Genomic DNA, 19957 nt, shown 5'->3' on the forward strand with positions numbered 1-19957 from the left:
CCATGTTTGAAATTAATCCGGTCAAAAATCGTATCCAGGACCTTAGCGAGCGCAGCGGCGTTCTTAGGGGGTATCTTTGACTACGATGCCAAGAAAGAACGTCTTGAAGAAGTAAACGCCGAGCTGGAGCAGCCGGACGTCTGGAATGAACCTGAACGCGCGCAGGCGCTCGGCAAAGAGCGCGCGTCGCTCGAAGCCGTCGTTGAAACCCTCGATCAGATGCACCAGGGCCTGGAAGATGTGCAGGGACTGCTGGAGCTGGCGGTTGAAGCGGACGATGAAGAAACCTTCAACGAAGCCGTGGTTGAGCTCGACGCGCTGGAAGTAAAGCTGGGTGAGCTGGAATTCCGCCGCATGTTCTCAGGCGAGTATGACAGCGCCGACTGCTACATGGATATTCAGGCAGGCTCCGGCGGTACGGAAGCGCAGGACTGGGCCAGCATGCTGCTGCGCATGTATCTGCGCTGGGCAGAAGCCAAAGGGTTTAAAACCGAGATCATTGAAGAGTCGGAAGGCGAAGTTGCGGGCACCAAATCCGCCACCATCAAGGTGATTGGTGACTACGCCTACGGCTGGCTGCGTACGGAAACCGGCGTCCATCGCCTGGTGCGCAAGAGTCCGTTTGACTCCGGCGGCCGTCGTCACACCTCGTTCAGTTCGGTGTTTATCTATCCGGAAGTGGATGACAATATCGATATCGATATCAACCCGGCCGATCTGCGCATTGACGTCTACCGCGCATCAGGTGCGGGCGGTCAGCACGTTAACAAAACGGAGTCTGCGGTGCGTATTACCCACCTGCCGACCAACATTGTGGTGCAGTGTCAGAACGACCGTTCACAGCACAAGAACAAAGACCAGGCCTTCAAACAGCTGCGCGCCAAGCTCTATGAATATGAGATGCAGAAGAAAAATGCTGACAAGCAGGCCGCAGAAGAGAACAAATCGGATATCGGCTGGGGCAGCCAGATTCGTTCTTACGTGCTGGATGACTCCCGCATCAAAGATCTGCGCACCAGCGTAGAGACCCGCAATACTCAGGCGGTGCTGGATGGCGATCTGGATCGTTTTATTGAAGCAAGTTTAAAAGCAGGGCTATAAGGAACCGACATGTCTGAACAACAACCGCAGAACGCTGACGCCGCACTTGAGTTAAATAATGAACTGAAAGCGCGTCGCGAAAAACTCAGCGCGCTGCGTGAAAAGGGCGTGGCGTTTCCCAACGATTTCCGTCGTGACACCACCTCCGATCGGCTGCACGCCAGCTATGACGACAAGAGCAACGAAGAGCTGGAAGCGCTGGGCGTGGAAGTGAGCGTTGCCGGTCGTATGATGACGCGCCGCATCATGGGTAAAGCGTCGTTTGCCACGCTGCAGGATGTTGGCGGTCAGATCCAGATCTACGTTTCACGTGACGATCTGCCGGAAGGCGTCTATAACGAGCAGTTCAAGAAGTGGGATCTGGGCGATATTCTGGGTGCACGCGGTAAGCTGTTCAAAACCAAAACCGGCGAGCTTTCAATCCATATCTCAGAACTGCGCCTGCTGACCAAAGCGCTGCGTCCGCTGCCGGACAAGTTTCACGGCCTGGCTGACCAGGAGACGCGCTATCGTCAGCGCTATCTTGATCTCATCTCCAACGATGAATCGCGCCACACCTTCCAGGTACGCTCGAAAATCATGGCGGGTATTCGCCAGTTCATGGTAAACCGCGACTTTATGGAAGTGGAAACGCCAATGATGCAGGTGATCCCGGGCGGCGCTTCTGCGCGTCCTTTCATCACCCATCACAATGCGCTGGATATCGATATGTATCTGCGTATTGCGCCGGAGCTTTATCTGAAGCGTCTGGTTGTAGGCGGCTTCGATCGCGTGTTTGAGATCAACCGTAACTTCCGTAACGAAGGCATCTCGCCGCGCCATAATCCTGAGTTCACCATGATGGAACTCTATATGGCGTATGCAGATTACAAAGATCTGATTGAGCTGACCGAAAGCCTGTTCCGCACGCTGGCGCAGGACGTACTGGGCACCACTGAAGTGGCCTATGGCGAACATACCTTTGACTTCGGTAAGCCTTTTGAGAAGCTCACGATGCGTGAAGCGATCAAAAAATATCGTCCGGAAACGGACCTGGCTGACCTGGAAGATTTTGATAAAGCGGTAGCGATCGCCAGTGCGCTGCATATCAAAGTGGAAAAAAGCTGGGGTCTGGGCCGCGTGGTAACGGAGATCTTTGAAGAGACGGCGGAAGCCCATCTGATTCAGCCAACCTTCATCACCGAATACCCGGCAGAGGTTTCACCGCTGGCGCGCCGTAATGATGAGAACCCGGAAATCACCGATCGCTTTGAGTTCTTTATTGGTGGTCGCGAGATCGGTAACGGCTTCTCAGAGCTGAACGACGCTGAAGATCAGGCAGAGCGTTTCCTGCAGCAGGTGAATGCAAAAGATGCCGGCGATGATGAAGCGATGTTCTACGATGAAGATTACGTAACCGCGCTGGAGCACGGACTGCCGCCAACGGCTGGCCTCGGTATCGGTATCGACCGTATGGTGATGCTGTTTACCAACAGCCACACCATTCGCGATGTGATCCTGTTCCCGGCGCTGCGCCCGACGGCGAAGTAACGGCAGGCGCTGCCCGTCTCTCTCCCGCTGGCGAGAGTCGGGCAGCAGTTATCACGGCGCGATCGCCTCTGCCAGCCACGTCTGAAAGCGCGCATAGGGTATGTAGAGTGCCACATCGCTATACAGCCTTTTTCCGCTTTGGTTATCATCGATCCGCCGGCTGTATCCTGTGATCACCCCAGCCAGCGTGTCATCACTGGCGTTATAGACTGCGCCGCCTGACATACCTTTCACTACGCCAGCACTGGCCGCCACCACCACACAGTTTGCTTTGTTCCAGCTGTTTACCAGCGTGGTATTCACCAGGTTCTCTCCGCTGGAGGCGACCGGCAGGGCAGAGATAAAGCTATAGCCATAAAGATTTACGCGATCGCCAATGTGGCCGTTACGGAACGCCGGCGGCAGGTTGCCCGCCCGGTTTTTATGGTAAACCACGGCGAGATCGCAGTCGGGGTGCCAGGCTTTTACCCGGTAGAGTGAGTATTTCGCCACGTGTGCCGCCGTCAGGCTGTAGTCGGCGGTGAGCGGGATAGTCGTGCCCAGCGTGCCGACCCCAAGAATGGTGGGAATACCGGTAACGGTCATATCCACCCGGCGCGCAGCTTCTTTACTGTATTCATAGTGTCCAACCGAGCAGCCGCTGAGGCAGCACGCCGCCAGCGCAATTATCCAGCGCATCTCTTTTTTCTCCTGTGGGGCGCTCACCTGCGCGCTGCGTTCTGACCGTTACCCGCTTCCGCCGGCTGAAAACCGGGCAACGCTATCACTATCCGCCACCGCGCCACAAGCCGGACCGGCGCTGATTATTGCTGCGCCGGCAACATAGCCTTGCGGCGCACAGGGTGGTTGCGCTGCCAGGGCTGTGTTTTAATGCAGCGTGACGCAGTTCAAATATTAATAAGCGTTCTGTTTTACCGTGCTGTGTTCGCAGTACGGCCCGCCTGCAAAATTATCTTGGGAGAGTGTGTTATGCCTGTTGCATTACTGGCGCTGGCGCTGAGTGCGTTCGCCATTGGCACCACGGAGTTTGTCATCATGGGGTTGCTGCCGGAAGTGGCAGGCGATCTGCAGGTGTCGATTCCTTCAGCCGGCTGGCTGATCAGCGGTTACGCGCTCGGCGTGGCGATTGGCGCGCCGATTATGGCGCTGCTGACCGCCAGCCTGCCGCGCAAACGCACGCTGAGTCTGCTGATGGTGATCTTTATTATCGGTAACGTGCTCTGCGCGCTGGCCTATAGCTATAACCTGCTGATGCTGGCGCGTGTGGTCACCGCACTCTGCCACGGCGCGTTTTTTGGCATTGGATCGGTAGTGGCCGCAAGCCTGGTGGCGCCCGGCCGTCAGGCGTCAGCGGTGGCGCTGATGTTTACCGGGCTGACGCTGGCAAACGTGCTTGGCGTGCCGCTTGGCACCTGGTTTGGTCAGCTGTTTGGCTGGCGTGCCACCTTCTGGGGCGTGGCGATTATCGGCATTCTGGCGTTTATCGCCCTGATTGTCAGCCTGCCGGCAAATAAAGAAGAGAAGCCGGTTCATCTGGCCAGTGAGATTAGTGCGCTGGCCAACGGACGACTCTGGCTGTCGCTGCTGATGACGGTCTGCTTTGCCGCGGCGATGTTTGCGCTGTTCAGCTATATTGCGCCGCTGCTGCTTCAGGTCACCGGCATCAGCGACCGCGGCGTGAGCTGGACGCTGTTCCTGATTGGCGCCGGCCTGACGGCAGGTAATATCATTGGCGGCAAGCTGGCGGACTGGAAAGTCTCTTTCAGCCTGATCCTCAGCTTCTCACTGATTGCGCTGTTCTCACTGCTCTTCAGCTGGACCAGCCATGCGCTCTGGCTGGCTGAAATTACGCTGTTCCTGTGGGCCATGGCGACGTTTGCCACTGTACCCGGCCTGCAGATCAACGTGGTGCGCCACGGCAAAGAGGCACCGAACCTGGTTTCCACGCTCAACATCGCTGCTTTTAACGTGGGTAACGCGCTGGGTGCCTGGGTAGGCGGCGCCGTTATTGCGCGCGGCTACGGCCTGACGGCAGTGCCGGTTGCGGCTGCCGCCATCGCCGCTGTCGGCCTGGTGGTGTGTGTCATCACCTTCCGCAACGCTAACGGTCAGGGCGATACGGTCCGCGTCTGATCAAGCTGCGCGGCGATAAGCCCCGGAAATGCTGCCACCTGCTGCTGCAGGTGGTGGCAGAAGCGGTCAACCAGCGCAGAGGCGGGCCGGTGCTGAGGGCGGATCAGGCTCACGGTAAACGGCACGCTGATACTGAAACGCCGCATCACCACGCCGCTCGCCGCGTAATCCAGCGCGGTGAGCGGATTTACAATCGATAAGCCAACCCCGGCGCGCACCATCGCGCATACCGACGCGGCGCTGTGCGTCTCCAGCACCAGCCGTCGCTCAACCTTCTGTTCCAGAAACAGCGCATCCAGCAGCTGACGATAGCTGTCATGCCGCGACAGGCTGACAAAATTCTGCTGATGGAAATCGGCAGGTGTCAGCACATCACGCTGACAGAGCGGATGCTGCGGCGGCAAAACGCACACTTCATCGCAGGTCAGCAGCGAGAGGCGTTCCGTGCCGGATGGCGCATGCTGTGTCTCAGTCAGGCCAAGATCGTAGCGCTGCGCCGACAGCCACTCCTCCAGCAGCGGCGACTCCTGCGGAATGATGTTCAGATTCACCTGCGGATAGCGCTGCATAAAGGGCTGCAGCAGAGGCGGCAGCAGCGACTGGGAAAATACCGGCAGGCAGGCCACCGACAGCTCGCCATGCCGGAACTGCCGTAATCCTTCCGCCGCATCGAGAATCCGGTCCAGTCCGTACCAGGAGCGCTGCACCTCTTCAAACAGACTCAGCGCCTGCATCGTGGGCTGCAGACGACCGCGCACCCGCTCAAACAGCGTCAGTCCCAGCTGCTGCTCCAGACGCGCCAGCTCACGGCTGACGGTGGGCTGCGAAGTGTGCAGCAGCGCGGCGGCCTGCGTCAGATTGCCACTGGTCATCACCGCATGGAAAATCTCAATATGCCGCCAGTTGATGTTCGCCATCGCTCCTCCATTAAAGGCATATCATATTTGCATAGCTGCCGCTAAAACAGATATTTCTGTGAATTGATGTGGTGTGGCTAAATGAGGGCAACAGTACAGGAGAATTGTTATGCCACGTCCGTTAGACACCACCGAATCTGCGCTTAACGCTACCCATCTGCTGCCGCTGGCGCAGCGCTACAGCGGTCCGTTCTGGGCCTATGACGCCGCCATTATTCAGCAGCGTATTGCGCAGCTCAGCCAGTTTGATGTGGTGCGCTTTGCGCAGAAAGCCTGCTCAAACATTCATATTCTGCGCCTGATGCGTCAGGCCGGGGTAAAAGTCGATTCCGTCTCGCTGGGTGAAATTGAACGCGCGCTGGCGGCGGGATTTGAACCGGGCGGTGAGGACATTGTGTTTACGGCGGACCTGCTGGATCTGCCGACGCTTCAGCGCGTGGCTGAGCTGCAGGTACCGGTAAACGCCGGTTCGGTAGATATGCTGCACCAGCTGGGCGCGCGTTCGCCGGGCCATAAAGTGTGGCTGCGTATCAATCCTGGTTTTGGTCACGGTCACAGCCAGAAAACCAATACCGGCGGCGAAAACAGCAAGCACGGCATCTGGTATGGCGATCTGCCGCTGGCGCTGGCTGCGATTCAGCAGCACGGTCTGCAGCTGGTGGGGCTGCACATGCATATCGGCTCCGGCGTGGATTATGCGCATCTGCAGCAGGTGTGTGACGCCATGGTCGATCAGGTGATTGCGTTTGGTCAGGATCTCAGCGCCATCTCAGCCGGCGGCGGTCTCTCCGTTCCCTATCATTTTGGTGAAGAAGCGATCGATACCGATCACTACTTTGGCCTCTGGAGCCGCGCGCGCGATCGCATTGCCGACCACCTCGGGCATCCGGTAAAGCTGGAAATTGAGCCGGGACGCTTCCTGGTGGCTGAATCGGGCGTACTGGTTTCACAGGTACGGGCGGTTAAAGCGATGGGCAGTCGCCACTTTGTGCTGGTTGATGCAGGCTTCAGCGATCTGATGCGTCCGGCTATGTATGGCAGCTATCACCATATTTCGGTGCTGCCAGCCGATGGCAGCACGCCGGAGGCAGTCACGCAGGAGAGCGTGGTGGCCGGGCCGCTGTGTGAATCAGGCGATGTGTTTACCCAGCAGGAGGGCGGCAAGGTAGAGACCCGCGCGCTGCCTGCGGTGCAGCCTGGCGACTATCTGGTGTTTCACGACACCGGTGCTTACGGCGCGTCCATGTCCTCTAACTACAATAGCCGCCCGCTGATCCCGGAAGTGCTATTTGAAAACGGCAGCGTGCGTGAGATCCGCCGCGCGCAGACGATTCAGGAGCTGCTGGCGCTGGAGCTGAACTGATGCGTATTTTGCCGCTCAGCAGCGTGCCGCATCACGCCAGTCAGATAACTGACTGGCTGTGGCAGGCGTTTGGCGATGGCACAACGCGTGAGTTTTATCACAGTGTCGTGCGCAGCAGCCTGAACGGTGCCGATCTGCCGGTGACGTTTGTCGCACTGGACGCGCACGATATTCCGCTGGGCACTATCGGTTTCTGGCGCTGCGATCTGATCAGCCGCCAGGATCTCTGGCCGTGGGCGGCAGCGCTCTATGTCGATCCCGCCTCACGCGGTCAGGGCGTGAGCGAGGCGCTGCAGCAGCACGTGATCGATTTCGCCCGCGATCGCGGCCACGCGCGTATCTGGCTCTGGTCAACGTTTTCCGGCTACTACGAGCGGCACGGCTGGGAGTATGTCTGCGAAGCGCTGGAGTTTCCCGCCGAGCGGGTGAGGGTGTATAAGCAGGATCTGTGACGGGAGCTGGTTCCGTTCGCCACGGGCGCGAGCGCCGGTTCCGTTCGCTGCGGGGCCCGGGGGCTGGTTCCGTTCGCTACGGGGCCCCGAGGCTGGTTCCGTTCGCCGTCAGCGGCGGCAGCAGCCTGTGCTCCGGCACGGCGACCGGGCAGAGGACGCCTGGCCGCGCCCTCTGCACTCCCCGGCCCTGCGCCAGCCCCGTCCGCCGCTGCGCGGTTCCCTCGCTCACGCCCGCTTCCCTGAGACCGGGCGCCATTCGCTCCTGCTCACCGCGCCCTTTCGCCGACGTCCTGTCGGCTCATCCCGGAACCGTGCCCTCCCTCGGCGGACCCGGCTGGCGCTTCCCGCCGCTGCTGATTTTTTTCTTTCTCTTAGATTTTTTATAGCTGTGAGTCTTGCAGGAGAGCTTCACACCACATCACACCAAATTTAAAAAAGAGAAATGAAGAATTTACAGGCGGGGAGGGGGGCGCTATCCGCAGCGCCGGGCGCGGATTGCTAAGGGGCGCGCCCACCCGCCCCTTAGCCCGTCCGCGTGCGGAGATGCCGCTGAAACTGCCAGAAGCCTGGCGGGCGGAACCCCTCCGGTGCCGCGCGCTGCTTAGCGCAAAGCTCCCGGCGCATCACTTATCCAGGCCCACCCACCGAGTGACGCCGCACCAGCGTCGGACTGAACATATTGGTGACTTCAGGCAGCTCGCTGCCGTGTGCCAGCGCCAGCGCCAGCTGTGCCGCCTGCTGCGCCATAGTGACAATAGGGTAGCGCACGGTAGTAAGGCGCGGACGCACGTAACGTGACACCAGCACATCATCAAACCCGATCAGTGACATCTCCTCTGGTACGCGGATGCCGTTATCACTTAGCACCGCCAGCGCGCCAGCAGCCATCGAGTCGTTATAGCAGGCGACGGCCGTCAGAGACTTGCCGCGGCCCAGCAGCTCCGTCATCGCCTGCTCACCGCCTGTTTCATCAGGCTCACCCCAGGCCACCAGGCGGTCGTTACAGGGCAGGCCGTGTTCCCGCAGCGCATCGTAATAGCCCTGCAGGCGATCCTCTGCATCAGAAATGGTGTGCGTGGAGCAGATAAAAGCGATGTGCGTATGGCCCTGCTGAATAAGATGCCGGGTGGCGAGCCAGGCGCCATAGCGATCGTCAAGCGCAATACAGCGTGACTCAAAGCCCGGGATCAGCCGGTTCAGCAGCACCATACCCGGCACCTGACGCATCAGCATCTCCAGATCGTCTGCCGGGATTTTCTTGGCATGCACCACCAGCGCCGCGCAGCGATGGCGCATCAGCTGCTCAATCGCCTGCCGCTCTTTTTGTTCATTATGGTAACCGTTACCAATCAGCAGAAAGTTGCCGGTCTCGCCTGCCACTTCATCCACCGCTTTTACCATCGCGCCAAAAAAAGGGTCGGATACATCACCCACCACCAGCCCCAGCGTTTCAGTAGATTGCTGTGCCAGCGCGCGCGCATTGGCGTTAGGGTGATACTGCAGCTGCTCCATCGCCTGGGTTACCGCGAGGCGTGAACCTTCGCTGGCTTTGGGAGAGTTATTGATAACACGGGAAACGGTCGCAACCGACACCCCGGCCATACGGGCAACATCCTTTATGGTAGCCATGCAATTATCGACATCCAGGGAAAACGTTTACACATCGCATCAGTGTTACGGAAAAGCCCCTGGGCCGCAAGCGATCAGAATGCCAGCGTTGTCGCAAAAGCGCGGAAAATCAGCCGCTCACAGGCAGGCTTCTGGCGGACTGCTGCCTCATGCTATGCTGCCGCGCATTCTCTGTTTATCTGCCGGACACTCTCATGAAAACACGCGTGCCGCACCTGGCGCACTGGGGCGCTTTTACCGCCGTGACGGAAGATGGTCGCCTGACAGGCTGCGAACCTTTCTTTGCCGATACCGATCCTTCACCGATGATCCACACCATCCCCGAGCTGGTTTACTCCGACAGGCGTATCCGCCAGCCAATGGTGCGCCGCTCGTGGCTGAAATCGCGCGAGAACAGCGATCGCACCCTGCGCGGGCGTGAAGACTTTGTGCCGGTCAGCTGGGATACCGCGCTCGATCTGGTCGCAGAAGAGAACCGCCGCGTACGCGAGCGCTACGGGGCAGCCGGCATCTTTACCGGCTCTTACGGCTGGTCCTCGGCCGGACGGGTGAACCATGCGCGGACGCTGGTGCGGCGTTTCTATTTTCAGGGCGGCGGCGGGGTCGATCAGCAGGGCAACTACAGCTGGGGCGCCGCCCAGTTCTTCCTGCCCTATGTGATTGGCACTTACATGCCGCTGACCGGGCGCGTAACCGACTGGCCGCAGGTGGTGGAGCATGCGGAGATTTTTGTCGCCTTTGGTGGCCTGGCGCTGAAAAATGCGCAGGTCGCGTCCGGCGGAGCGGGGCAGCACAGCCTGAAGCCGGCGCTGGAGCAGCTGCGCGCCAGGGGCACTCCGGTAATCAACATCAGCCCGCAGCGCGATGACTGTCCGGCGTGGCTAAACGCCGAATGGATCCCGATTCGCCCCAATACCGATGTCGCGCTGATGCTGGCGCTGGGCTATGAGATCCTGCGCAACGGCGCCACTGACGACACCTTCCTCGCTACGCACTGCACCGGCTGGCCGCAGCTGCGCGCTTACCTGCTGGGCGAAAGCGACGGCGTGGCAAAAACCGCAGCCTGGGCGAGCGCCATTACCGCTATTCCGGCCGCACGTATCGCACAGCTGGCACAGCAGCTGGCGGGCAGGCGCAGCTTTATGACCAGCGCTTACTCCGTGCAGCGCGCCCACCGCGGTGAGCAGCCCTACTGGATGATGATTGCGCTCTCCTGCATGCTGGGTCAGCCGGGCCTGCCGGGCGCAGGCTTCTCATTCGGGCATGGCTCAATGAACAGCGTAGGCAATCCGCGTCAGGAGGGACCGGCGCCGATGATGAGCACCGGGCCTAATCCGGCCAATCTGGCGATTCCGGTAGCGCGCATCAGCGACATGCTGCTGCAGCCAGGCGAACCTTACGACTTCTGCGGTGAGACGCTGCACTATCCTGATATCCATCTGGTGCACTGGGCGGGCGGTAATCCGTTTCATCATCACCAGCAGCTTAACCGGCTGGTCGCCGGCTGGCAGCGACCCGATACGGTGATTGTGCAGGATATTGTCTGGACGCCTGCGGCGCAGATGGCGGACATTGTGCTGCCGGTGACAACCACGCTGGAGCGCAACGATATTGGCGGATCGTCGCGCGATCGCTTTGTGCTGGCGATGCACCAGGCAGTCAGGCCACAGCATCAGGCACGCAACGACTTCGATATTTTTGCTGACATCGCCGATCGCCTCGGTTATCGCGACCGCTTCACGGAAGGGCGCAACGAGATGCAGTGGATTGAGCATCTTTATCAGCAGTGCGCACAGGCACATGCGCGGCGCGGTATCGCTTTCCCGGCCTTCAGTGAGTTCTGGGAGCGCGGGTTTGTGGAGATCCCCGAGGGCGGGAAACCCTATATCTTTATGGAGGAGTTTCGCGCCGATCCGCAGGCGCATCCCATCGCCACCGCCAGCGGCAAAATTGAGCTCTTTTGCCAGACCATTGCGGACTATCAGCTGGATGACTTCGCGGGTCATCCCACCTGGTGTGAGCCGCAGGAGTGGCTGGGTGCGCCGCTGAGCAGCGACTATCCGCTGCATATGATCTCAGTGCAGCCTGCCGACCGGCTGCACAGCCAGCTGGATGCAACCCCTGCCGTTCAGGCCAATAAAACTGCCGGGCATGAGACGCTGTCGATGCATCCGCAGGATGCCGCGCAGCGCGGCATTGCCGACGGGGAGGTGGTTGAGGTAAGCAATGCGCGCGGCCGTATGCTGGCCGGCGTGCGCCTGACCGACGGCGTCGCGCCGGGCGTACTGATTATCGCGACCGGTGCATGGTTCGATCCCGGCTTTGGCGGCACGTGGCAGCCGTGGGATCGCGCCGGCAACCCGAACGTACTGACGCTGGATATCGGGACCTCTTCCCTGACGCAGGGACCGAACGCCATGAGCTGCCTGGTCGAAGTCAGAAAACATCACGGTTGCACAAACCACTAACAATCTCACCGCTGGTTACATTTTGCGGGCAACTGTTGCGTTTAAGCAGGTGCAGGGCTGTCAGCTGGCTTGCTACAGTCAGGGTCCCAGAGGTATTGATGGGTGAACATCAAAACGTTTTCTTGATTACACCAACCTGCGCAGATGCGCAGGTTTTTTTTGTCCGTCATCTCTGCAAATAACTGAAACACAGTTTTCCTGTCAACTTGCCAGGCCTTTCTTTATAACAGCCGATAACCAGTCTGGATAACGACTCTCACCGCAGCGGAATGCTATGCCTCCGATTAAAAAATTTCTGGGTAAAGACCAGATTAAAGCCCCGTTTAACCCGTTTCGTTTTCGTCTGATCTGTCTGGGCGTGCTGACCTGTATGGGACTGCTGCTCGCCCGCGTCGGCGATCTGCAGCTGATCAACCATCCGATGCTGGAGCATGAAGCGGATCAGCGCTCGCTGCGCACCGTTACGCTGCCCACGAATCGCGGCACGCTGCTGGATCGCGACGGCCAGGCGCTGGCGCTGAGCGTACCGTCGCGCGACATCATTGCCGATCCTAAACGAGTGCTGGAGGCGAATCCCGACTTCAGCAGCGCAAAGTGGGGCTATCTGGCGGCGGCGCTCAGCATGCGGCCGGAAGATCTGCAGGCGCAGATTACGGCTAACCCGAAAAAGCGGTTTCTCTATCTGGGACGTAAGATTGAGCTGGGGATCGCCAAAGATATCGCCAAACTGCACCTGAAAGGGATCAGCTCGGTCTATAACGACAGCCGGTTTTATCCGATGAGTGAAGCGGCTGCGCCGCTGATTGGCATTGTGGGAGCTGACAGCAACGGGCTTAACGGGCTGGAGAAAGGGTTTGATCGGGTGCTGCAGGGCGAGCCAGGCAAAGAGGTCTATCGCCAGGATGGCGAGGGCAATATCATTTCGATGATCGATTATGAGCCGCCGAAGCAGCCGCCCACGGTGCAGCTCAGCATCGACAAGTTTGATCAGTTTACCCTCTACAGCAGGCTGCGCGACGGCGTGCTGCTGAACAAAGCGGACTCCGGCGCCGCGGTGCTGGTGAAGATCGATACCGGTGAAATTCTGGCAATGGCATCGTATCCCTCATTCAACCCGAATAATTTCGACAAGGCGACACCCGCGCAGATGCGTAACGTCGCCATCAATGACAGCTTTGAACCCGGCTCAACGGTCAAACCGCTGGTAGTGATGGAGGGTCTGGAGCGCCATCTGGTGAGGCCTGACTCGGTGATTGATACCACCCCCTACAGCGTCAATGGCCATCTTATCCGCGACGTCGGCCACTGGCCGCGTCTCACCATGACCGGCATTTTGCAAAAATCGAGTGATATCGGCGTATCGCATATTGCGCTGGCGATGCCGGCGGAAGCGCTGGTCAACACCTATCAGGCATTTGGTCTCGGCAAGCCTACCGGACTGGGATTAACCGGTGAGAGCGTGGGCTACTTTCCGCTGCATCGCGAGCGCTGGGCGGACATTGAACGTGCAACCTTCTCCTTTGGTTACGGCCTGCGCGTGACGCCGCTGCAGATTGCGCGCGAATATGCCACGCTGGGCTCGTTTGGCGTTTATCGTCCGCTGTCGATAACCAAAGTCACGCCACCGGTGCTGGGCAAACAGGTAGCCAATCCGCAGATTGTACAGACCGTGGTGCATATGCTGGAGAGTGACGTGCTGCCGGGCGGCACCGGTATCAAGGCTGCGGTACCAGGTTATCGCCTGGCGACCAAAACCGGTACCGCAGAGAAGATGGGCAGCAGCGGCAAATATGATGGCGGTTACGTGAACTATACCGCCGGGATCGCGCCAGCCAGCCATCCGGAGGTGGCGCTGGTAGTGATGATCAACCATCCGACCGCGGGCGATCACTTCGGCGGCTCGGTGGCCGCGCCCATCTTCGGCAATATTATGGGACCGGTGCTGAAGCACATGAACATTGCGCCGGATGCGCTTTACAGCAAGCCACCGTCAGATAAATCCTAGCTAAATCAAAATGTAACCAGCAGGATGTGCTGTTCATACCTGGTTGCATTTCGCTGAATACGGTTGCGTTTAGCCGCTGTTATTTCGCAGGCTGCTGCGCGACGATAGCGATCCCAGAGGTATGATTGGTGTGAAGATCGGCTGCTGCGGCAGCGATACCTGCACTGCAGGTATAACCCTGTTCGGTTGCACCGACCCACGCAGACGCGTGGGTTTTTTTTATCTTTTTTTTGCGGCCCCGCATCGCTGTTTGTCAGGGACTCCGCTTTAATTCTGCTCTGTACTTGTCGCCGCCCGGCAAATCCTGCAAGGTAATTACCATTTTTGACCTTGCTAAGGAGCTGGCATGCTATTTACCCTTTTGCGCACTCTCTGTCGCCTGCTATGGCGCGTGGAGCTGCGCGGCGATCTTACGGCGCTGCATAAAGAGAAAGTGCTGATCGCGCCTAATCATATGTCCTTTCTGGATGGCGTGCTGGTTGCGCTGTTTTTACCGATCAGGCCGGTATTTGCGGTCTATTCTGCTATCAGCACCCGCTGGTATATGCGCCTGCTGAAACCGATTATCGACTTTGTCCCGCTCGATCCCACTAAGCCGATGTCGATCAAACATCTGGTTCGCATGATTAACACCGGCCGCCCGGTGGTGATTTTCCCGGAAGGTCGTATCACCGTGACCGGGTCGCTGATGAAGATCTACAGCGGTGCCGGCTTTGTGGCGGCGAAATCGGGCGCGACGGTGGTGCCGATGCGCATTGAGGGAGCGGAGTACACGCCGTTTGGCCGTCTTGGCGGGGTATTTAAGCGTCGCCTGTTTCCCCGGATTACGCTGAGCGTGCTGCCAGCGACCCATATTCCGATGCCGGAGGCGAAACGCGCCCGCGACCGGCGCGTGCTGGCAGGTGAACACCTGCACCATATTATGATGGAAGCGCGCATGGCGGTGCGCCCGCGCGAAACGCTCTACGAAGCTTTTCTCAGCGCGCGTACCCGCTACGGACTGACCAAAGCCTGTATTGAAGATGTGAATTTTCAGCCGGACAGCTACACCGGGCTGCTGAAAAAGGCGCTCGGGGTGGGACGTATTCTTGAGCGCTACAGCCGGCAGGGAGAATATATTGGTCTGCTGCTGCCTAATGCTACCGTGACTGCTGCAGCGATCCTCGGTGCATCCATGCGCGGGCGCGTCCCGGCCATGCTCAACTATACGGCTGGCGTCAGCGGCATGCGTGCCGCGCTGACCGCCTCGCAGGTAAAAACCGTGTTTACCTCACGCCAGTTTCTGGAAAAAGGCAACCTGTGGCATCTGCCGCAGGGGCTGACTGAAGTCGAATGGATTTACCTCGAAGATCTTAAAGAGACGGTAACGCTGCAGGATAAGCTATGGATCCTTGGCCATCTGCTGCTGCCGCGCCGGGCACAGCTGGCGCAGCAGCCGGAAGAGGCGGCGATGGTGCTGTTTACCTCTGGTTCGGAAGGCCATCCTAAAGGGGTGGTGCATTCTCATAAGAGCCTGCTGGCTAACGTGGAGCAGATCCGCACCGTGGCCGACTTTACGCCGCGCGATCGCTTTATGTCAGCGCTGCCGCTGTTTCACGCCTTCGGCCTGACGGTGGGCCTCTTCACGCCGCTGCTCACCGGGGCGCAGGTTTTCCTCTATCCCAGTCCGCTGCACTATCGCATCGTGCCGGAGCTGGTTTATGACCGCAACTGCACCGTTCTGTTCGGTACGTCAACGTTTCTGGGTAACTACGCGCGCTTCGCCAGCCCCTATGATTTTGCCCGTTTGCGCTACGTGGTAGCCGGTGCGGAGAAGCTGCAGGAAGGCACGCGCCAGCTCTATATGGAGAAATACGGTATTCGTATTCTTGAGGGCTATGGCGTCACCGAGTGCGCGCCGGTTGTGGCGATCAACGTGCCGATGGCTGCCCGCACGCATACCGTTGGCCGTCTGCTGCCCGGCATGGATTCCCGTCTGATTTCAGTGCCGGGCATTGAGCAGGGTGGCCGGCTGCAGCTGCGCGGCCCGAATATCATGAATGGCTATCTGCGTGTTGACGCGCCCGGCGTGCTGGAACCGCCCGTGGCGGACAACGGCGAAGGTGTGATGGAGGCGGGCTGGTATGATACCGGTGATATTGTCAGTTTCGATGAAGGCGGTTTTTGTCAGATTCAGGGCCGGGCGAAGCGCTTTGCCAAGATAGCCGGTGAGATGGTGTCGCTGGAGAGCGTTGAACAGATTGCGCTGAAAGCCTCCGGTGAAAAACAGCATGCCGCCTCGCTGCGTCCGGACGGTAATCGCGGCGAAGCGCTGGTGCTGTTTACCACCGACAGCGAGCTGACGCGCGAGCAGCTGCTGCAGGCGGCGCGTGAAACCGGTGCGCCAGAGCTGGCGGTGCCGCGCGATATCCGCGTCATGAAACAGCTGCCGATGCTCGGCAGCGGTAAGCCAGACTACGTCAGCCTGAAGCAGCTGGCGGAAGAGGAGAGAGCATGAGCCAGCATGGGGAGGCCCGCGCTCCGCTGCTGTCGCGCGGTATGATTGCCGTGATCGTGGCGCAGTTTTTTTCCGCTTTTGGTGATAACGCGCTGCTGTTTGCCACGCTGGCAGTGCTGAAAAATCAGTTCTACCCCGACTGGAGCCAGCCGGTCCTGCAGATGCTGTTTGTCGCCACCTATATTCTGCTGGCGCCGTTTGTCGGGCAGATGGCCGACAGCTTCGCCAAAGGACGGGTGATGATGCTGGCGAATAGTCTGAAGCTGCTGGGTGCGCTGACCATCTGTTTCGGCTTTAATCCGTTTCTCGGCTATACGCTGGTGGGCATCGGCGCGGCCGCTTACTCGCCGGCGAAGTATGGCATTCTGACGGAAATCACCAGCGGTGAACGTCTGGTGAAAGCCAACGGGCTGATGGAGGCATCGACCATCGCGGCCATTCTGCTCGGTTCGGTAGCGGGCGGGATACTGGCGGACTGGCATCTGCTGATGGCGCTGGCCGCCTGTGCGCTGACCTACGCGCTGGCGGTCGTCGCCAATCTCTTCATTCCCCGCCTCAGCGCGGCGCGTCCCGGTCAGAGCTGGCATGCGCTCAGGATGCTGCGCAGCTTCAGCGGTGCAGCACGCCAGCTGTGGCATAACGGCGAGACGCGTTTTTCCCTGCTGGGTACCAGTCTGTTCTGGGGAGCAGGGGTCACACTGCGTTTCCTGCTGGTGCTCTGGGTGCCGGTGGCCTTAGGCATTACCGATAACAAAACGCCCACCACCCTCAACGCCATGGTAGCGATAGGAATTGTACTGGGCGCGGCGGCGGCGGCTAAGCTGGTGACGCTGCAGACGGTGCGGCGCTGTATGCCGGCAGGGGTGCTGATAGGAGTGATGGTGGTGCTGTTTTCGCTGCAAACCACGCTGCTGAACGCTTATCTCCTGCTGATGGCGATCGGCGCCCTGGGCGGTTTTTTTGTGGTGCCGCTCAACGCACTGCTGCAGGAGCGCGGTAAGGCGAGCGTGGGTTCAGGTAATGCAATTGCCGTGCAGAACCTCGGCGAGAATAGCGCCATGCTGCTGATGCTGGGTCTCTATACCCTGGCGATTAAGCTCGGTGCCCCGGCGATTGCCACCGGCACAGGCTTTGGCATAGTATTTGCCGCCGCAATCGCGCTGCTGTGGTGGAAAGCGCGTCCCGTATCCCCGTAGGGGCCGCATTTATGCGGCCCTGGTGCATTCAAAGGGTGTCATTAATGACGCCCCTACGAATTCCCATCGCATGATTCAACATTCCCGTAGGGGTCGCATTTATGCGACCCTGGCGTATGTATCGATGCACCTGCGTTTATACGATTTCACCGCAATCAAAAAGGGCGTCATTAATGACGCCCTTGCGTTAATCTCCGCCGTATTCATATAACCCTGAAAAATTACGGTGCGGGATAGGTATACTGCCGGTGGATGGTTTCCAGCGCTTCCAGCACATCGGCGTTCAGCGTCAGATTAAAACTCTCCACATTCGTTTTCAGCTGCTCCAGCGTGGTCGCGCCCAGCAGGGTACTGGCAACGAACGGCTGCTGGCGCACATAGGCGAGGGCCATTTGCGATGGATCCAGATTATGCTGCTTTGCCAGGTCGACATAGGCGGCGATCGCCTGTTGCGACTGCTCACTGCTGTAACGGGTAAAGCGGCTGAACAGCGTGTTGCGGGCGCCAGCGGGCTTCGCGCCATTCAGGTACTTGCCGCTCAGAGTACCAAATGCGAGGCTTGAGTAAGCCAGCAGCTCCACGCCTTCATGCTGACTAATCTCGGCCAGCCCAACCTCAAAGCTGCGGTTCAGCAGACTGTAAGGGTTCTGAATCGTCACAATCCGCGGCAGCTCATGTTTTTCAGCCAGCTGCAGATAGCGCATTACGCCCCAGGCGGTCTCATTCGAAACGCCAATGTAGCGGATCTTACCGGCGCGCACCTGTTCGGTCAGCGCTTCCAGCGTCTCCAGCAGGGTCACGGTCGCGGTACTTTCGCTGTACTCGTAGCCGAGCTTGCCAAAGTAGTTAGTCTGGCGCTGCGGCCAGTGCAGCTGATAAAGATCGAGGTAGTCGGTATTCAGACGCTTCAGGCTGGCATCCAGCGCTTCGCGAATGTTTTTGCGATCGAGCGCCTGATGCGGGCGGATCAGCGCGTCGCTGCCGCGAACCGGCCCGGCGACTTTGCTGGCGAGGATCACTTTATCGCGGCTGCCGCGCTTTTTCAGCCAGCTGCCAATGTATTGTTCAGTTAATCCCTGGGTTTCAGGACGCGGCGGAACCGGGTACATCTCTGCGGTATCGATCAGATTGATGCCCTGGCTCACAGCGTAATCGAGTTGTTCGTGGGCGTCGGCTTCGCTGTTTTGCTCACCAAACGTCATCGTGCCTAGCCCCAGTTGACTGACTTCCAGCGTACTATGGGGGATACGGTGATAATGCATTGCCGGCTTCCTTTTTTCATTATGAAACGGAATGTTCTGTCCTTTCGGACTATAGCCTGTCTGACACAGAGGAAGGAAGAGGGGAAACTCCGGGAAATCGCCTGCACGGAGGAAAACGCCGTGCAGGCCGGGTAATCTGGCACTTAACGTTCAATGATGGTGGAAACTTCATCACCGTTGATCTGCATAACGTGACCCTGCCGATCGGTGTACTCAACCAGGCCGGTCTCTTTATCGATCGAGGGCTTGCCCTCGGTCATAATCATCTGGCCATCTTTTGTTGCCATCACATAGTCACTACTGCAACCGCTCAGCACTGACGCTGCCAGCAGTAAACCCGCTACACCCGCTAACCCTTTCATTATCCGCTCCCTGAGCTGCTCCAACTGCAAAAGTGTAGTAATAAATGCTTTTACCTGACGAAGTAATCGCATGATTCTTAAAAAAGCGAGAGATAGCGTGCATTAGCTTGACAAGCAGGCACGTTTCCTGCTGGTTGCTCAGCACCTGAAGAGTGTAACGTTAGCTAGCGGACGCTGGCAAAACCAGACGTCGGAAAATGTGCGGTATAAGAGAGCGTGTAGTGAATTACAGTAAAAAATGGCGCGCCAGCAGCGCAGCCGTAAAGTGCTTTTTAAGATAGAAGCCGCGCGGCAGCGTCATAATGCGTTCACCATGCTCACCTACGGCTTCCGTCAGCGCCCGGTTGTTGGCTGCTTTGGGACGGATTTGCAGCCAGGCGCCGTGGCGGGCGGTAATACGCTCGACCTGCCCCAGCACAATCATATCCATCAGCTCCTCCCAGTCGGCGCGCAGCTGCTGCTCCTCTTCTGCGTCTGGCTGCCAGAGCAGGGGCGTACCCACCCGACGCTCAGCCAGTGGGATCGTGCGCTCGCCCTCAACCGGGATCCACAATACCCGCGCCAGCTTATGGCGCACATGGCTTGACGCCCAGGTCACGCCGCTGTTACCCGTCAGCGGCGCCACACAGACAAAGGTGGTCTCCAGTGGCCTGCCCTGAGCATCAACCGGAATGGTTTTAAGCTCGATACCCAAATGCGCAAAATCCTGCTCTGCTTTACTGCCGGCGCTGGCACCCAGGTGCAGCTCCAGCAGCATGCCGACCCAGCCTTTATCGCGTTTAAGATTATCAGGTACCGGCAGGTTAAGCCGGGCTGCCAGGGTTTCCAGCCGCTCTCCGGCCAGCTGATGCGCACGCTGCAGCAACTCTTCTTCACTTATCGGGGAACCGGGCAAAGGATCGTGAAATGTCATGATCAATATCTGAGTTGGTTAAAAAATAATCAGTTTGCGGGCAGGCAGGTTGTCCACATCGCCTCTTTCTGAACGGGCGTCATAATAGCATGATTCACACTGCTTTTTTGAATGACTGCAGCAGCAGGT

Annotated in this window: 15 protein-coding genes; 9 read left to right on the forward strand and 6 right to left on the reverse strand. The window is 58.9% G+C overall.

Translation table 11 applies throughout. The features are described 5' to 3' along the window. The first annotated feature begins 2 nt into the window (after window positions 1-2). Window positions 3-1101, forward strand: a protein-coding gene (gene prfB / locus B4M48_RS00800) for a peptide chain release factor 2 (protein WP_104085475.1) whose coding sequence is annotated in 2 segments (ribosomal slippage) — window positions 3-77 and window positions 79-1101 — 1098 coding nt in all. Because the reading frame shifts where the segments join, the coding sequence is not laid out codon by codon here. A gap of 9 nt (window positions 1102-1110) precedes the next feature. Next, window positions 1111-2631, forward strand: coding sequence for a lysine--tRNA ligase (gene lysS, locus B4M48_RS00805; protein ID WP_039380000.1), 1521 nt, complete (start codon window positions 1111-1113; stop codon window positions 2629-2631). A gap of 51 nt (window positions 2632-2682) precedes the next feature. On the opposite strand, the gene B4M48_RS00810 is transcribed toward lysS, so the two are convergent. Next, complete coding sequence (locus B4M48_RS00810) at window positions 2683-3309, reverse strand: hypothetical protein (protein WP_039379998.1); 627 nt, start codon at window positions 3307-3309, stop codon at window positions 2683-2685. 291 nt (window positions 3310-3600) lie between these two features. Between B4M48_RS00810 and B4M48_RS00815 the strand changes: the two genes are divergently transcribed. Beyond that, window positions 3601-4764, forward strand: a complete 1164-nt coding sequence (locus B4M48_RS00815; RefSeq protein WP_071668563.1) for an MFS transporter — start codon at window positions 3601-3603, stop codon at window positions 4762-4764. Here the strand turns inward: B4M48_RS00815 and B4M48_RS00820 are convergent. Then, window positions 4740-5681 carry a LysR family transcriptional regulator gene (locus B4M48_RS00820; RefSeq protein WP_094112156.1) on the reverse strand — a complete coding sequence of 314 codons (942 nt, stop codon included), beginning with the start codon at window positions 5679-5681 and terminating at the stop codon, window positions 4740-4742. The two genes, B4M48_RS00815 and B4M48_RS00820, sit on opposite strands and share 25 nt — an antisense overlap. A gap of 109 nt (window positions 5682-5790) precedes the next feature. Between B4M48_RS00820 and lysA the strand changes: the two genes are divergently transcribed. Together lysA and B4M48_RS00830 are read left to right on the forward strand one after the other, a co-directional pair. Beyond that, complete coding sequence (gene lysA / locus B4M48_RS00825) at window positions 5791-7044, forward strand: diaminopimelate decarboxylase (RefSeq protein WP_039379991.1); 1254 nt, start codon at window positions 5791-5793, stop codon at window positions 7042-7044. Continuing rightward, entirely contained in the window at window positions 7044-7496 is a 453-nt protein-coding gene (locus B4M48_RS00830) for a GNAT family N-acetyltransferase (RefSeq protein ID WP_175540455.1), read from the forward strand. Before lysA ends, B4M48_RS00830 begins: the two co-directional genes overlap by 1 nt. A 627-nt stretch (window positions 7497-8123) precedes the next feature. Here B4M48_RS00830 and galR read toward each other — a convergent pair. After that, window positions 8124-9125 (reverse strand): HTH-type transcriptional regulator GalR, encoded by a 1002-nt coding sequence (galR, locus tag B4M48_RS00835; protein ID WP_039379986.1) that lies wholly within the window; start codon window positions 9123-9125, stop codon window positions 8124-8126. Between the two features lie 194 nt (window positions 9126-9319). Between galR and B4M48_RS00840 the strand changes: the two genes are divergently transcribed. From B4M48_RS00840 to lplT, 4 genes are all read left to right on the forward strand, one after another. Next, window positions 9320-11593, forward strand: coding sequence for a molybdopterin guanine dinucleotide-containing S/N-oxide reductase (locus tag B4M48_RS00840; protein ID WP_039379984.1), 2274 nt, complete (start codon window positions 9320-9322; stop codon window positions 11591-11593). 274 nt (window positions 11594-11867) lie between these two features. Continuing rightward, on the forward strand, window positions 11868-13598 hold the full coding sequence (locus B4M48_RS00845) for a penicillin-binding transpeptidase domain-containing protein (protein ID WP_071668559.1): 1731 nt from the start codon (window positions 11868-11870) through the stop codon (window positions 13596-13598). Between the two features lie 346 nt (window positions 13599-13944). After that, window positions 13945-16095 (forward strand): bifunctional acyl-ACP--phospholipid O-acyltransferase/long-chain-fatty-acid--ACP ligase, encoded by a 2151-nt coding sequence (aas, locus tag B4M48_RS00850; RefSeq protein WP_039379979.1) that lies wholly within the window; start codon window positions 13945-13947, stop codon window positions 16093-16095. Beyond that, on the forward strand, window positions 16092-17291 hold the full coding sequence (gene lplT, locus B4M48_RS00855; RefSeq protein ID WP_071668557.1) for a lysophospholipid transporter LplT: 1200 nt from the start codon (window positions 16092-16094) through the stop codon (window positions 17289-17291). The genes aas and lplT overlap by 4 nt, the downstream gene beginning before the upstream one ends. Window positions 17292-17512: 221 nt before the next feature. Here lplT and B4M48_RS00860 read toward each other — a convergent pair whose 3' ends face one another. The 3 genes from B4M48_RS00860 to mutH form a co-directional block, all read right to left on the reverse strand. Continuing rightward, window positions 17513-18553 (reverse strand): NADP(H)-dependent aldo-keto reductase, encoded by a 1041-nt coding sequence (locus B4M48_RS00860; RefSeq protein WP_039379975.1) that lies wholly within the window; start codon window positions 18551-18553, stop codon window positions 17513-17515. A 143-nt stretch (window positions 18554-18696) separates the two neighbouring features. After that, window positions 18697-18915: a YgdI/YgdR family lipoprotein gene (locus tag B4M48_RS00865; protein ID WP_039379973.1), complete on the reverse strand. Its 219-nt coding sequence runs from the start codon at window positions 18913-18915 to the stop codon at window positions 18697-18699. Between the two features lie 226 nt (window positions 18916-19141). Then, the gene (gene mutH, locus B4M48_RS00870; RefSeq protein WP_039379971.1) at window positions 19142-19828 is read right to left on the reverse strand and encodes a DNA mismatch repair endonuclease MutH; all 687 of its coding nucleotides are present in this window, start codon (window positions 19826-19828) and stop codon (window positions 19142-19144) included. Between the last annotated feature and the right edge of the window lie 129 nt (window positions 19829-19957).

It is taken from the genome of Pantoea sp. UBA6567, from assembly GCF_002434165.1.
GTDB lineage: Bacteria > Pseudomonadota > Gammaproteobacteria > Enterobacterales > Enterobacteriaceae > Pantoea > Pantoea eucrina.